This is a genomic window from Saccharothrix deserti (assembly GCF_009769385.1).
Classification (GTDB): Bacteria; Actinomycetota; Actinomycetes; order Mycobacteriales; family Pseudonocardiaceae; genus Actinosynnema; species Actinosynnema deserti.
The window spans coordinates 337,266-352,452 of record NZ_VKAB01000011.1 but is presented as its reverse complement, the minus strand read 5'-3'; the positions used below and the strand labels follow the sequence as shown (position 1 = coordinate 352,452).

The 15,187-nt window shown below is 71.8% G+C and carries 8 protein-coding genes; 4 read left to right on the top strand and 4 right to left on the bottom strand.

All coding sequences use genetic code 11. The features are described from left to right. The first annotated feature begins 28 nt into the window (after positions 1 to 28). The 4 genes from FM051_RS21170 to FM051_RS21155 all read left to right on the top strand — a co-directional run bounded on the left by FM051_RS21170 (position 29) and on the right by FM051_RS21155 (position 5,998). Positions 29 to 1,657 (top strand): ABC transporter substrate-binding protein, encoded by a 1,629-nt coding sequence (locus tag FM051_RS21170; RefSeq protein WP_158845999.1) that lies wholly within the window; start codon positions 29 to 31, stop codon positions 1,655 to 1,657. Positions 1,658 to 1,734: 77 nt separating this feature from the next. Next, the gene (locus FM051_RS21165; RefSeq protein WP_202918949.1) at positions 1,735 to 3,270 is read left to right on the top strand and encodes a GH39 family glycosyl hydrolase; all 1,536 of its coding nucleotides are present in this window, start codon (positions 1,735 to 1,737) and stop codon (positions 3,268 to 3,270) included. After that, entirely contained in the window at positions 3,267 to 3,968 is a 702-nt protein-coding gene (locus FM051_RS21160; protein ID WP_238412535.1) for a DUF624 domain-containing protein, read from the top strand. Before FM051_RS21165 ends, FM051_RS21160 begins: the two co-directional genes overlap by 4 nt. After that, the gene (locus FM051_RS21155; RefSeq protein ID WP_158845997.1) at positions 3,965 to 5,998 is read left to right on the top strand and encodes a beta-galactosidase; all 2,034 of its coding nucleotides are present in this window, start codon (positions 3,965 to 3,967) and stop codon (positions 5,996 to 5,998) included. The genes FM051_RS21160 and FM051_RS21155 overlap by 4 nt, the downstream gene beginning before the upstream one ends. 47 nt (positions 5,999 to 6,045) lie before the next feature. On the opposite strand, the gene FM051_RS21150 is transcribed toward FM051_RS21155, so the two are convergent. From FM051_RS21150 to FM051_RS21135, 4 genes are all read right to left on the bottom strand, one after another. Further along, positions 6,046 to 8,067: an alpha-glucuronidase gene (locus tag FM051_RS21150; protein ID WP_238412534.1), complete on the bottom strand. Its 2,022-nt coding sequence runs from the start codon at positions 8,065 to 8,067 to the stop codon at positions 6,046 to 6,048. A 171-nt stretch (positions 8,068 to 8,238) separates the two neighbouring features. Then, a complete protein-coding gene (locus FM051_RS21145; RefSeq protein ID WP_158845992.1) occupies positions 8,239 to 9,465 on the bottom strand; it encodes an SGNH/GDSL hydrolase family protein in 1,227 nt (408 codons plus the stop codon). 294 nt (positions 9,466 to 9,759) lie between these two features. Next, the gene (locus FM051_RS21140) at positions 9,760 to 14,127 is read right to left on the bottom strand and encodes a cation-translocating P-type ATPase (protein ID WP_158845990.1); all 4,368 of its coding nucleotides are present in this window, start codon (positions 14,125 to 14,127) and stop codon (positions 9,760 to 9,762) included. A 62-nt stretch (positions 14,128 to 14,189) separates the two neighbouring features. Next, positions 14,190 to 15,080, bottom strand: a complete 891-nt coding sequence (locus tag FM051_RS21135) for a hypothetical protein (protein ID WP_158845988.1) — start codon at positions 15,078 to 15,080, stop codon at positions 14,190 to 14,192. Between the last annotated feature and the right edge of the window lie 107 nt (positions 15,081 to 15,187).

The window sequence follows — 15,187 nt, the reverse complement described above, 5'->3', positions numbered from 1 at the left end:
ACGGTGTCACACACCTGAGGAGAGCACGATGCGAACGAAATGGAAGCGCACGCTTCTGACTCTCGTGGCCGGCAGCCTCGTGGTCGGCACGGCGGCGTGCAGCGACGACAGCACCGGCGCGGGCGGCGTCGACCTCGAAGGCAAGAAGGTCGCCGCGATGGCCGAGTACAAGGCGGGTGACCAGTTCAAGGCCACCGAGCCGCTGGACGTCAGCCTGCTCTACCTCGACCAGGCCCACTACCCGTTGAAGAACGACTGGCTGCTGTGGTCGGAGATCACCAGCCGGACCAACGTCAAGCTCCAGCCGACGGTCGTGCCCTACAGCGACTACGACCAGAAGCGCGGCCTGGTGATCAGCTCGGGCAACGCGCCGACGATCATCTCCAAGACCTACCCGGGTCAGGAGGAGCCGTTCGTCTCGTCCGGCGCGATCCTCCCGGTGAGCGACTACCTCGACCTGATGCCGCACTTCAAGGAGAAGATCGAGAAGTGGAAGCTCCAGCCGGAGCTGAACACGCTGCGTCAGGCGGACGGCAAGTTCTACCTGCTGCCCGGCGTGCACGAGGCCGTGTGGCAGGACTACACGCTGGCGTTCCGCACCGATGAGCTGACCCGCCTGGGCCTGTCCGCGCCGAAGACCTGGGACGAGGTCTACACCGTCCTCAAGGCGATCAAGGCCGCGCACCCGGACAGCTACCCGCTCTCCGACCGCTTCGAGGGCAAGGCCATCCTGAACTACGCCGGCCAGACCTTCGGCACCCAGGCCGGCTGGGGCTACGTCAAGAACACGACCTGGAACGAGTCCGAGCAGAAGTTCGACTTCACCGGTGTGACGCCCGAGTACAAGCAGCTCATCGAGTACTTCCGCAAGCTGGTCGACGAAGGGCTGATGGACCCGGAGAGCTTCACCCAGAAGGACGACGCGGCGATCCAGAAGTTCGCCAGCGGCAAGTCGTTCGCGATCAGCAGCAACGCGCAGAACATCGTCAACGACTACCGCCCCAACCTCGGCAACATCCCGGGCGCGACCGTCGCCAAGATCCCCCTGCCGGCCGGGCCCAAGGGTGACGTGATCCGCGGCCTGCGCACCGAGAACGGCATCATGATCTCGTCGAAGGCGGTCGAGAGCGACAAGTTCGTGGCGACGATGCAGTTCATCGACTGGCTCTGGTACTCCGACAAGGGCCAGGAGTTCGTCAAGTGGGGCGTGGAGGGGACGACGTTCGAGAAGGACGCCTCCGGCAAGCGGAAGCTCAAGCCGGAGGTGGCGTTCGGCGGGATGAACGTCGGCGCTCCCAAGAACCTCCAGCGTGACTTCGGCTTCTCCGGTGGCGTCTTCGCCTACGGCGGCCCGACCGAACTGCTCCAGTCGACGTTCACCGAGGAAGAAGTCGCCTTCCAGAAGACGATGGCCGACAAGAAGGTGCTCCCGCTGGCCCCGCCGGCGCCGTTCGACGAGCTGGAGCGCGAGCGGGCCACGCTCTGGGAGACCCCGCTGAAGGACTTCGTCCTGCAGTCGACGCTCCAGTTCATCCTCGGCAGCCGTGACATGTCCACTTGGGACGCCTACGTCAAGGAGTTGGACGCCAAGGGCATGACCGAGTACATGGAGCTGGTGAACAGCGCGTACAAGCGGTACAAGGAGAAAAACGGCTGAGTTGTCCCGGGCCCGGTCGCGATCGTTGCGGCCGGGCCCGTATCCATTGTCCTGCACCACGTTCAGGAGTGTCGTTCGTGAGTCACGCACCCATCGTCGTACCCGGCGCGCCGATCGGCCGCCTGTCCGAGTCGTGGCGCCACTGCGTGGGCACCGGGCGGCTCAACCTCGCGCTGCGCGCCGACTACCAGGAGTCCCTGGCCCGCGTGCAGCGCGACATCGGTTTCCGCTACATCCGCGGTCACGGCCTGTTGTCCGACGACATGGGCGTGCACCGGCTCGCGGACGGCGTCACCCGGTACTCGTTCACGTACGTGGACCAGGTCTTCGACCGGTTCCTGGAGCTGGGCATCCGGCCGTTCGTGGAACTGGGGTTCATGCCGACCGCGCTCGCCTCGGGCGACGACACCGTGTTCTGGTGGAAGGGCAACATCACCCCGCCGAAGGACTGGGACGAGTGGGCCGCGCTGGTCCGCGCCGTCGTCCGGCACCTCGTGGACCGCTACGGCCTGGACGAGGTGCGCACCTGGCCGATCGAGGTGTGGAACGAGCCGAACCTCGTCAACTTCTGGAAGGACGCCGACCAGGAGGCGTACTTCCGCCTGTACGAGATCACCGCGCGGACCGTCAAGGACGTGGACGCGGGGCTCCAGGTGGGCGGACCCGCGATCTCGCCCGGCGCGGACCGGTGGTGGGAGCCGTTCGCCGAGTTCGTCACCCGCCGCGACGTGCCGATCGACTTCGTCAGCAGGCACGCCTACTCGTCCGGTCCGGCGCAGCACGTGCCGTTCGGCACGTACCAGACGCTCGCCGCGCCGGAGACGCTGCTGGACCAGTTCGACGCGCCGCGCAAGCACCTCGCGGGCACCGCGCTGGCCGGGCTGCCGGTGCACATCACCGAGTACAACAGCTCCTACCGACCGGACAACCCGATCCACGACACGGCCTACCACGCCGCCTACCTGGCGCCCGTGCTCACCGGCGGCACCGAGCTGGTCGACTCGTACTCCTACTGGACGTTCTGCGACGTCTTCGAGGAGGACAACGTGCCGACGTCGTTGTTCCACGGCGGTTTCGGCCTGCTCACGCACCGGCAGGTGCCGAAGCCGACCTACCACCTCTACACGTTCATGGCGCGGATGGGCTCGCACGTGCTGGCGCGTGGGGACGACCACCTGGTGTGCGCTTCCGACGACGGCCGGGTGACGGTGTTGGCGTGGCAGCCGGTCGGCGGCACCGACGGGCCTGCCGTCTCCGAGCGGCACGAGGTGCGGCTGTCGGTCCCGATGACCGGTCCGCGTGCGTTCGTCCGGCGGGAGCGGGTCAACGAGCACGACGGCAACGCGTTCGCGGCGTGGCGTGAGCTGGGCCGGCCGCGTTCGCCGTCCCCTCGCACCATCGAGGTGCTGCGCGACTGCGCGCGCCCGGCCGTGGAACACCGGTCGGAGGCGGTCGTGGACGGGCGTCTCGTGCTCGACCTGGCGTTGTCGCGGCACGAGGTCACGTTCGTCGAGATCACCCCCGTGCACGAGGAGGAACACGTCGGGCTGGACGACCGGCGGCTGCTCGGCGTGTCCGACGACCGCCTCGTCGCACCGCACGAGCGGGCGTGACGGTGGCGGGCGAACGCCGCGGCGATCCCGCGGCCGAGATCGGCGCGGGCATCCTGTCGCGCGTCGCGTCCGTCGTGTACTGGTTCGTGGTCATCGAGGCGCTGCTGGTGCTGACCACGGCGCCGGGGTTCGTCGCGCTGCTGTTCCTGGCGCGGGACGCGGGCAACGCGCCGTTGATCGGGCTGTGCTTCGCCCCGGTGGGTCCGGCGCTGTCCGCCGCGGTGTTCGCCTGGCGGGTGTTCCTGAACGACCGCGACCTCTCGCCCGCCCGGCACTTCTGGCGCGGCTACCGGCTCAACTGGCTCGACGTGCTGCGCTGGTGGCTGCCCGCGCTGGCGGTGCTCACCGTCATCGGCTTCTCCCTGGCGAACCTGGGTCTGGCGGGTGTGCCCGCCGGGTACGGGCTCGTGCTGGTCGTGATCGCGGTGGCGGTGCTGCTGTGGTCGTCGCAGGCGCTGGTGCTGTCCTCCACGCTGGCGTTGCGCACGCGGGACACCGCGCGGCTGGCGTCCTACTACCTGGCCGCCCGGCCGGCGAGCGCGCTCGGCGCGTTGTCGCTGCTGGTGGCGGCCGGCGGGCTCGTCGTGCTCACCTCGGACTGGGTGCTCGCACTGCTCGCCTCCCCGTTCACGCTCGCCCTCCTGCGCAACGCCGACCCGGTGCTGCGCGACGCGACCGAGAGGTTCACAACCGGATGACCCGACAGATCGGCTACGGGGGCGACTACAACCCCGAGCAGTGGCCCCCCGAGGTCTGGGACCAGGACTGCGCCGCGTTCTCGTTGGCCGGCGTAGACACGGTGACGCTGGGGGTGTTCGCGTGGGCGCACCTCCAGCCCGCGGAGGACCGGTACGACTTCTCGCGGTTGGACGCGATCGTGGAGCGGGCGACGGCCGAGGGCATGCGGATCGTGCTCGCCACGCCGAGCGGCGCGATGCCGCCTTGGTTGGCGCACAAGTACCCGGAGGCGTGCCGGGTGGACTTCGAGGGACGTCGGCACGTCTACGGGCAGCGGCACAACGCGTGCCCGTCGTCGCCCGACTTCCGCCGCCTCTCCGTGGACATGGCGGGGCGGCTCGCCGAGCGGTACGGGGACAACCCGGCGATCGTGGCGTGGCACGTCGGCAACGAGTACGGCGGCGCGTGCTGGTGCCCGCGGTGCGGTGAGGCGTTCCGCGATTGGCTGGGCAAGCGCTACGGCGACCTCGACCGGCTCAACGACGCGTGGAACACGACGTTCTGGTCGCACACGTTCACCGACTGGGCGGAGATCCAGCCGCCGAACATCCTGTCCGAGCACTGGCGCGGGCCGAACCACACCGCGTTCCAGGGCATCACGCTGGACTACAAGCGGTTCATGTCGGACGCGCTGCTGGGCGGGTTCGTGGCGGAGAAGGCGGCGATCCGCGAGCACTCGCCGCACACGCCGGTGACGACCAACATGATGGGCCTGTACCAGCCGATCGACTACCACCGGTGGGCGCAGCACCTCGACTTCGCGTCGTGGGACAACTACCCGCCGGAGGACCCGTCGGCGTCCCGCACGGCCGCGCGGATGGCGTTGGCGCACGGGTTGATGCGCGGGTTGCGCGACGGCGAGCCGTTCTGGGTCATGGAGCAGACGCCGTCGGTCACCGCGAGCCGGGACGTCAACCCGGTCAAGCGGCCGGGGGTGTTGCGGCTGTGGTCGTGGCAGTCCGTGGCGCACGGCGCGGACGCCGTCCTGTACTTCCAGATGCGTCAGTCGCGCGGTGCGTGCGAGAAGTACCACGGCGCGGTGCTCGACCACGCGGGCCGCACGGACACGCGGTTGTTCCGCGAGGTGGCCGAGTTGGGTGGCGAGTTCGCCCGGGTCGGTGACGCGGTGCTCGGCGGTCGGACGCCCGCGCGGGTCGCGCTGCTCATCGACTGGGACAGCTGGTGGGCGGTCGAGATGTCCGACGGGCCCAACCGCAACGTCGGGTACGTGGCGGTGCTGACGGCGTACCACCGGGCTCTGTGGCAGGCGAACGCGGCGCTGGACGTCGTGCCGGTGACGGCGGACCTCTCCGGTTACGACGTGGTCGTGGCGCCGTTGCTGCACATGGTGAAGGGCGATCTCGCGGAGCGGGTGACGGCGTTGGTCGAGCGTGGCGGCACGTTCGTGACCACCGCGCTGTCGGGTCGGGTGGACGAGGACGACAACGCGTTCCTGACCGACGTGCCGGGGCCGTTCGCGTCGTTGCTCGGGTTGCGGGTGGAGGAGACCGACGCACAGCAGCCCGACGTGGTGAACCCGGTGACGCTCGGCTCCGACGTGCACGAGGCGCGGCACGTGTTCGAGGTGATCATCCCCGAGGCGGGGCCGACCGGACCTGCGGCGGAGGTGCGCGGCACTTACGGCGCCGACTTCTACGCCGGGACGCCTGCCGTCACCAGGTCGGTGCGCGGGAGCGGGAGTGCCTGGTACGTGGGCACTCTGCTCGACGACGCCGGTGTCGCTTCGGTCGTGCGTGAGGCGTTGGACGAGCACGGTCTTCTCGGGCCGCTCGCCGACGTACCCGATGTCGAGGTCGCGGAGCGCGTCACGCCGGACGGGGTGCGGCACCTGTTCGTGCTGAACCACGGCGAGGCCCGGACCGTGGCCGCGCCGGTGGACGGTACCGATCTGTTGACTGGCCGGGAGCTGAGCGTCGGTGACGAGTTGGAACTCGCGCCGACGGCGGTGCTGGTGATCCGCTGCCGGTAGGCGCGGGTGGCGGCCGGCAGCGGGGTGCCGGCCGCCACTTCTAGCGGTCAGTGGATCAGGCGACCGTGGGCGTCCGGCACTCCGGACTTGCGCCAGAAGTAGGTGTTGACCTGGTCACGCCACTCCGTCGCGCACCGCAGCTGCTCCTCCAGCAGCTCGGTGACCCGGCCGAACACCTCCGGCGGCACGCTGCCCTCCAGCTTTGCCCACGTGTCGACCATCCGGGACACCTCCTCCGGGCCGGCGAAGTGGGTGTCGTAGATGTGCTGGATCACCGTGGTGCCCGAGTGCAGGACGTGGTCGTACGGCACGTGGTGGAAGAACAGCAGCAGCTCGTCCGGGCACGTCCCGGTCGACTCGTACAGGTCCCGCCACGGCGCCGGGTACTGGCCGGTGAAACCGGTGCCCGTCGCCCGCGTGCGGTCCACGCCCACACCGTCGCGGTCGGCGAAGTGGTAGGTGCCCCACGGCGAGTACTCGTAGCCGTCGACGTCCGGCCCGTAGTGGTGGCCCGGACGCACCATGAAGCCGACGCCCAACGGGGCCGTGTAGCGCTCGTAGGTGAGCCAGGAGCCGTCCATCAACTCGTGCAACGCCTCCCGCACGGTCGACGGCTCGGTGAAGGTCAGGCCGATCCACTCGTCCAGCAGCGCCTCCGGCTCCAGCCGGTCGTCCCACGCGAGCCGGCCGAAGCCGAACAGGTTGGCCTGCGCCAACGGGTGCCCGGTCCAGAACGCGTCGTCCCCGACGTTCGACACCGCCACCACACCCCCGGCGGGCGCGGTGGCACGGCCGCCGGCGATGTCCGCCACCGTCGGCTCGCCCTCGCCCCACGGCCGGAAGCCGAGCACCTCGCGCCACTGCGGCACAAGGTGGCACACGTGCTTCTGCTGCCCGGTGTACTCCTGCGTCACCTGCACCTCGACCGCGAGCCGGGTGCGGGGCATCGCCGCGATCACCGGGGAGACCGGCTCGCGCACCTGGAAGTCGATCGGACCGGCCTTCACCTGCACCACGACGTTCGGGTCGAACGCGCCGTCGAGCGGGGCGAAGTTGTCGTAGGCGGCACGGGCGCGGTCGGTGGTGCGGTCGCGCCAGTCCTGGCGGTGGTTGTAGACGAACGCGCGCCAGAACACCGTGCCGCCGAACGGCGCCAGCGCGCGGGCCAGCACGTTCGCCCCGTCGGCGTGGTCGCGACCGTAGGCGAACGGTCCCGGTTGGCCCTCGGAATCGGCCTTCACGACGTACCCGCCGAAGTCCGGGATCGCCGCGTACACCCCGGCCGTGGTGCGCGCCCACCAGTCCCGCACCGCCGGGTCGAGCGGGTCGGAGGTGGGCAGGCCGCCGAGGGTGATCGGCGCGGCGAAGCTCACCGACAGGTGCACCCTGATCCCGTGCGGGCGGAACACCTCGGCGAGCCGCACGACGTCCGGCAGCAGGTCGGTCAGCAGCCGGGCTTCGGTGCGGTGCACGTTGACGTTGTTGAGGCCGACCCGGTTGACGCCGATCGAGCCGAGCAGCCGCGCGTAGGCGCGGGCCCGGGACAGGTCGGTGCGCACCGCGCCGTCGGCGTAGAAGATCGAGCCGCCCGCGTACCCGCGTTCGACCTGGCCCATCACCGGGTCCACGGCCACGTTGTCCCAGTGGTCGAGCATCCGGACCGGCTGCCGGGGCGCGTGGCGCCGCGGCTCCTGGACGCCCGTGAAGACCGACTCGCCTTGCCGCACCACGTGGTGGAAGCCGTAGAGCAGGCCGACACCGTCGACCGCGCGGACCGTGGTTGTTGTCTCGGTGCGCGCCACCACGAACGCCTCGGGGTTCTCCTCCCCGTCGTCCGGCGCGCACACCAACTCCAGCTGCGCCGGGCCGTGGTCGACCAGCGCGCCGCCGTGCTCGGCCACCGCCGCCTCGACCTCGCCACGCACGGTGGCGACCACCGGCCCGTCACCCACGACCCGGACCCGCCGTGAACCGACCGGACGCAATGCGGAGGACGGCAGCCACGCCGGGTGCACGCCCTCGGGCGACGGTGCGACCGGTGTCCGGTCTTCGAGGACTTCCGGTGACATCGCGCCGACCATGCTCGGTCCCTTTCCGGTTCGGGCTCGGTCACACCAACCTATGTCGATTTCACTTTCACGGCAAGGAAAACGGCCCGACCGAGGTACGTCCACTTTCGACATACGTGAACAGCCGGGTTACGAAACTTTTGCGTGGCAACGCCTCCCGCGTCGAGCCGGTCAGCGCCCCTGCGGGCGCCGTTCGAACAGGTCCGCCGGGACGGCGTCGGCGAGCGCCTGGTAGCCGGCCGGGTTCAGGTGCAGGTGGTCGCCTTCGTCGCAGGCCGCGAGCAGGCGTCGGGGCTCCTGCGGGTCGCGCACCGCCGCGTCGAAATCGAGCACCGCGTCGAACGTGCCGCTGGTGCGGATCCACTCGTTGACCGTCTGCCGGGTCGCCTCACGGCAGCCGTCCAGATCGTCGTAGGCCTCGTTGCCGCCCAAGGGCGCCAACGTCGCCCCGTACACGCCGATGCCGTGGGCGTGGGCGCGCACCACGATCTGCTCGTAGGCCGCGCAGAGGTCGTCCACGACCTGCTTCTGCGCCACCGGTGTCGCGTCGGCGGTGCAGATGTCGTTGATGCCCTCGAACAGCACCAGCCACGCCACACCGCTCTGCGCCAGCACGTCCCGGTCCAGCCGGGCCAGCGCGCTCGGGCCGACCCCGTCTGTGAGCACGCGGTTCCCTCCCGTGCCCTGGTTGAGCACGGCGACGTCGGCGGTGGTCGGGCGTGACCGGAGCCGGGCGAGCAGCCGGTCCGGCCAGCGGTCGTTGCCGTTGGTGGTGGAGCCCCTCCCGTCGCTCAGGGAATCGCCCAGCACGACCACGGCCGCGGCGGAACGCTCCGACCACACCTCGACGCCGCTGAGGAAGTACCAGTGGTCGGTGGTCGACGCGCCCGGCAGGTCGACGGCCTCGACGTGGTCACCGGCCAGCAGGTGGGAGGTGGTCCGCGAGCCGGGGTGCGAGGTGATGAGGTCGGATGCCTGGCCGTCGGCCAGGAACACCGTCACGGTGAGGTTCGCGTCCGGTGCGACCGGGAAGTCCAGCGGGTCCGACACCACCTGCGCGCCGACCGGCACGACCACAGTGGACCGGCTGTGGAAGGTGACCCGGCGGACCGAGCCCGGCTCGACCGCGCTCACCCCGGCCTGCCCGTGAGCCGGGAGCGCCACGGACACGGCGGTGATCGGCAGCGCGGCCCTGCCGAACGCGTTCGAGAACCACAGCCGCAGCCGATCGCCGCCGACGGACGTGTGCACGGTCTGCCGCAGCGTGGCGTCGGCGAGCACCAGGCTGTCCTGGGTGAACGGCGCGGGCGGCATGTCGGCCGGGTTGGTCGGCTGCGGTGAGGACACCCACGTGTGCACCCAACGGCCGGACGGACGGGCTCCGGGGACGAGACTCATCGGGTGGACCGACCTCCGCGGCTCGGTGGTGTGACCGACCGATTCTGGTGCAGCACGCCGGCCCGGTCAGCCCAGGGTTGCCGCTGGGGACGCGCAACGCACAACACAGCCCGTGCGAGGCGACGTTGACTCGCACGGGCTGCTGTCCAGTTCGGCGGCGGGCCGTACGTGTTCGCATCCAACCCAGCCGCTCCAGGCAATCAGTGAACCGTTTAAGTGTCAAGATCCGCCTAATGAGACGAACTATTTTCCAACGGGTGGGCCCTTGATAAACCGGTTAAGTACCCGGTGCCGTCAGTCGGCACGTCGAGTGACCAGTGGGTTCAGCACCAGGCCGAGGACGTTCGCGGCGGTGGCGCTGGACAGCGCGATGCCCCAGCCGATCGGGCCCAGCGGCGTGCAGCCGAAGAACTGGCTGACGCCCGGCGTCTGGATCACCGCGCCGAGCGCGGCCACCGAACCGAGGCCCGCAGCCAGCACGGACCGGTCCAGCCCGCCGGTGACGAGGGTCTGGCCGAGCTGGGTGCCGACCAGCGCGGCCAACGCCACGGTGCTCGCCCGGCGGGAGCGGCCGGTGAGACGGGCCGCCGTCCACGCCGCCGTCGCGCCGAGGGTCGTGGTGATGGCACGGGCGGTGATGTCCTTGTTCAGCGCGCTGCCCAGGGACGACGTCGGTCCTTCACGGAGCAGGTCGGGCACGGACTCGCCGGCGGGCCTGCTCAGCGCGATGGCCAACGCGGGCGCCAGGTCGGTCAGCAGGTTCACCAGCAGGAGCTGCCGTGCGGTCAACGGCGACCGCCCGGTCAACGCCGAACCGAGCACGCTGAACGCGATCTCGCCGAAGTTGCCGCCGAGCAGGATCGCCAGCGCCTCGCGCACGGACGCCCACATGGCCCGGCCCTCGACCAGCGCCGCGATGATCGTCTCCAGCCGGTCGTCGGTGACCACCAGGTCGGCGGCGGCACGGGCGGCCGGCGTGCCGCGCCTGCCCAACGCGATGCCGACGTCGGCGAGCCGGATCGCGGGCGCGTCGTTCGCGCCGTCACCGGTCATCGCGACCACCCGGCCCAGCCGCTGGTAGGCCTCGATGATCCGCACCTTCTGCGCCGGGCTGCAGCGGGCGATCACGTCCACGGTCGGCAGCAGCGCGTCCAGCCCGTCGTCGTCCAGCTCGTCGATCCGCGATCCCGTCACCACGGTCATGTCCGCGTCGCCCCGGACCTCGGTGGCGATCGCCTCGCCGGTGGCCGGGTGGTCGCCGGTGATCATCACGATCCGCACCCCGGCCTCGCGCAGCTTCGCCGCGGCCGGTGGCGCGCTGTCGCGCACCGGGTCGGCCAGCGCGACGAAACCCAGCAGGGACAGGCCCTTCACGTCGTCGTCGGTCACCGTGTCGCCTTCGAACCCGGTGCGCTCGGCGACCGCCAGCACCCGGTGGCCGCGACCGGCGAGCCGGCGGACCCGCTCTTCCAGCCGGCGCAGTTCGCGCGGGTCGGCGTCGCAGCGCGGCAGCACCACTTCGGGCGCGCCCTTCACGCTCAGCACCATCCGCTTCCCGACCTTGCCGGCGGTCGCGTGGTAGCCGCGGGACGGTTCGAACGGCAGCGCCTCGACCAGGGTCCAGCCGCGGGCACCGGTCGTCGGGCCGACGCGCGCCCGTCGTGCGCCTTCCAGCACGGCACGGTCGGTCTGGTGCGCCAGTTCACCGGGGTCGTCGGCGGCCGGTGTGGCCCGGACGGCGGCGGCCATGACCCGGCGCAGTTCGTCGTTCAGCTCACCGAGCGCCGCGCCACGGCGGCCGTTGTCGACGCGGCCGACGCTCAGCTTGCCCTCGGTCAGCGTGCCGGTCTTGTCGAAGCACAGCACGTCGACCCGGCCCAGCGCCTCGATCGTGCGCGGGTTGCGGACCAGCGCGCCGTGCTCGGCGAGCCGTCGTGCGGCGGCCAATTGGGCGGCGTTGACCAGGAACGGGAGCCCTTCGGGCACCGAAGCGACGGCGAGGTTCACCGCCGCGCCCATGCTCTGCCGCAGCGGCACGCCGCGCAGCAGTCCCGCGCCGGTGACGGCCGCGGCCGACCCCAGTGCGACGGGCAGCGCCTTGCGGGTCAACTCGGCCAGCCGTGCCTCCACGCCGGTGGTGGGCGTGTTGCGCCTGGCTGCCGCCATGCTGCGGCCGACCTCCGTGGCGTCCCCGGTGGCGACGACCACGGCCAGCGCCTCACCGGCGGCGATCGTGGTGCCCTCGTAGAGCATGGACGACCGGTCGGCCAGTTCGGCGGCCACCACCGGGGCCGGGTCCTTGGTCACCGGGAGGGATTCGCCGGTGACCGACGACTCGTCGACTTCGAGCCCTTCACCGTCGAGCAGGCGGCAGTCGGCGGGCACCACGTCGCCTGCCGCCAGCCGCACCACGTCTCCCGGCACCAACTCGTCGGCCGTCACCTCGCGGTCGCGCCCGTCGCGGACCACGGTGGCGCGCACCGCCGAGCGGCCGAGCAGGTTGGCCAGCGCCCGGTCCGTGACGACCTGCTGCACGCTGCCGATCAGCGCCGACAGACCCACGATGCCCACGACCAGCGCCGCGTCGACGGGGGAACCCACCGCCGCCGACACCGCCGCGCCACCGGCCAGCACCGGCGTCAGCGGGTTCGACAACTCGGCCAGGAACGCGCTGCCCAGGCTCGTGCCGACGGCCTGCCGCCCGGCGGACGTGCGCAGCCTGCGTTGCGCCTCGCCGTCGGCCAGCCCGTCGCGGCCCGAACCCAGCCGGTCGAGCACGGTGGCCGCCGGCATCAGGTGCCACGGCTGCGCGGTGGCGGGTGCGGCCAAGGAATCCGATGCCGGCGTGGCGCCGCTCAGCCGCTTCGCCCGCCACACACCGTCCACGAACGCGATGGCCGACGCACCGTCGACCGCACGGGCCGCACCTTGGGCGGGCGTGGGACCACGGGTGCTGAGCACACTCACCGCGCCGATGCCGCTCGCCGCCTGGGCAAGCATGATCCCGTCCCGGTTGACCAGCCGGGCCGCCGGGACCGCCTCCACCAGCAGCACGGCCGGTTCGAGATCGCGGACCACGACGTGCGCGCCCCACGGCGGCGGATCACCGTCCTGGTGCACGCCGACGCCGCAGTCCGCCGAGCCGAGCGCCCGGCGGTTGTCGGACACGAGCAGCACCACGTGCCCGTCGCCCTGGAGCGCTCGCACCGCGCCGACCAGGCCTTTTCCCGACGGGATGAGACGGTCGGCGAACCGGACCGGCGCATGTTCGCGGTCCGTGGCCACGATCACGCGGAGCCCGGCCTCCCGTGCCGCGGCCGCGATCGCGTCCACGGCCGGTGGGGTCTCGACGTCGACCGCCACCACGGCTTGGAGGCGACGGCCCTTGGTCAGGCCGAGCACCGCCGCGTGGTCGGCCAACCGGCGTTGCTCGCGCGTGCCCTTGCGCCCTTGCAGGTCGAGGCGGTCGACCGGGCCGATGGTCCAGTCGCCGTCGTGTCGCACGGCGGTCGGGTCGTCGGGGTCGAACAGGGCGAACGCGCGTTCGGCCGCTTCGGCGGGCTCGGTGTCCGGCAGCGGCACCAGGTCGCTGAGCACCGAACGGCCCGAGCCGAGCGCGGTCTCGTCGAGCACCAGCACGTCGATCGCGTCCAGTCGGCGGATCACGGCGCGGTCCATCACCAACGCGCCCCTGGTGGCCAGCACACGGCCCAGTTGCGCGGCGAACGCGGCCTGGCCGACCGACGGCGCCTTCGGCAGGCTCGCCACGCCCAGTGCCGCGGCCCGGCGGGGACCGGTGAACGGGGCCGCCGCGACGCCCGCCGCCGCACCCGCCGCCAACGCCCGCCGCGCGTAGCGGTCGACCGGGCCCTCGGGGAACGGGCGCGGTCGTTCGACCACGATCGGCTCGGCCTCGGCGTCGTCCGGGCCGCCGATCAACCCTGCCTCGGCGGCGCACCACGCCTGTTCGTACGCCTTCGCCTCGCGCCACTGCTGCACGCGTTGGGCGATGTCCAGCACCGTGCCCTCGCTGCGGGAGGCCAGGCCGCGGATGAGCGCGGCGAGCATCGAGGTGGCCGTATCGGCGCGTTCCCGGCCCTGCAACCGTCCGGCGGCCAGCTCGCGCAGCCTGGGGTGCAGGTCGACGGCGCCGATGAGGGCGACCAGTTCACCGGGCAGCGGCGCCCACGGGGCGATCTTCGTGACGGCGGCCAACGCCAGGCCCGCCGCGTCGGCGGCGAGCGTGGACAGCAGGCGGGTGCCTTTGAGGCCGTCCGCCGGGTGGTGCAGCTCGTCCTCGACCAGGCGCTCGTCCTCGGTGGCGGGCTCGGCTTCGGCCCGGCGCACGAGGGCGAGCAGGTCGGAGGTGGGTGGCGCGGGGTCTTCGACGGCCACGATCACCCGTGCGGAGGGGGCGTTCACGCGGGCCCAGAGCACTCCGGGGTGGTTTTCGAGCGTGCGCTCGATCCGGCCGGCGACCTGCTTGCCACGCGGGCCGTGCACGCCGTGCGCCTCTATGTGCAGGCGTCCCGGGCACGACCACACCTTCCGCCGGTCGCGGCGCAGCACGGGGGTCTGCTCCAGCGGGGCGAGGGCCAGGCCGACCAGTCCCTTGGCGATACCGCCGGCCGTGCGCAGGGGATCGATACCGAGGAGTTCCACGTGCTTGTTTTCCCGATCGGGTGGCGTCCTATGCCTCAGGATCGTGGATAGACCGGCGCGGCTCAGTCCTCGAAGACCAATTCGGCCCACACGGTGGTGAAGGCCGCCTTGGTCAGCACGCCCCAGCGCGAGGACAGCCCGTCGACCAACACCAGCCCCGCCGACGACCGCCACGGCGTCGACCGGCGGACCGCGCGGTCGCGCACGCTGACCACCAGGGCCTCCCGCCACCGGTCGAGCACGAGTTCGAGCACGTAGGGCGGCGAACCGTGCCGCCGGGCGTTGTCGAACAGCTCGCCCACCACGAGGCGGACCAGCACCACGTCCAGCTCGAGCCAGCCGTCCAGGCACTCGCGCACCCAGTCGGCGACCTCCTCGGGCGATGTCGAGTCCCCGTCCTGGACGACCAGGACAACCGTGTCAGGGCCGGCCGTCACCGTACGAGCGTCCCACCGCGACGCCCCGCCGCACCTGACGAACACCTTGCGATCGCCGGCCGGGCGCGGGATCACGGCCGGGCTGAACGCGTGCAGCACGGCGGCGGCGATGAACTGTCCGTTGTGGACGAGCAGGTCGGCCGCCTTGTGCAGCCGACCCGGCAACCCGAGCCGCTCGGCGATGTCCAACGCGTACCGGGCCTGCTCGAACGACCGCACCGCACCTCCCGGCCCCGACTGCGGACGCCCGAGCCCGACCCGCCAGTCCGCCTCGGCTCCCATCGCCGCGGCCACCTGGCGCATGAAGTCGATCAGCCCGCGCAACGCCACGCCGTCCGCCGCCGCACGCGCGCCGACGTGGTGCCGTGCCCGCAACCGTTCCACACCCAGTTGCGCGCCGGTCGTGCTGACCGCGGCCAGGTCCTCCAGGTAGCCGTCGAGCAGTTCGGCGGGCACGCCCCGCGCGTCCCCGGCTCGCCCGCAGCCCGAGGTCCACCACGTCCAGCTCCGCCGCACGCCTCGGCCGTGACATGGCGCGAAGTCTTCCGTGGCGCACCGGCGGGCGGGGCGCGCCTACCTGTTTTGCCCGACCGCACGTCGGGTAGGCCGACACCGAGCACCCA

Coding starts and splice junctions, on each gene's coding strand:
- FM051_RS21170 (WP_158845999.1), top strand. CDS start 29: ATGCGAACGAAATGGAAGCGCACGCTTCTGACTCTCGTGGCCGGCAGC.
- FM051_RS21155 (WP_158845997.1), top strand. CDS start 3,965: ATGACCCGACAGATCGGCTACGGGGGCGACTACAACCCCGAGCAGTGG.
- FM051_RS21150 (WP_238412534.1), bottom strand. CDS start 8,067: ATGTCACCGGAAGTCCTCGAAGACCGGACACCGGTCGCACCGTCGCCC.
- FM051_RS21145 (WP_158845992.1), bottom strand. CDS start 9,465: ATGAGTCTCGTCCCCGGAGCCCGTCCGTCCGGCCGTTGGGTGCACACG.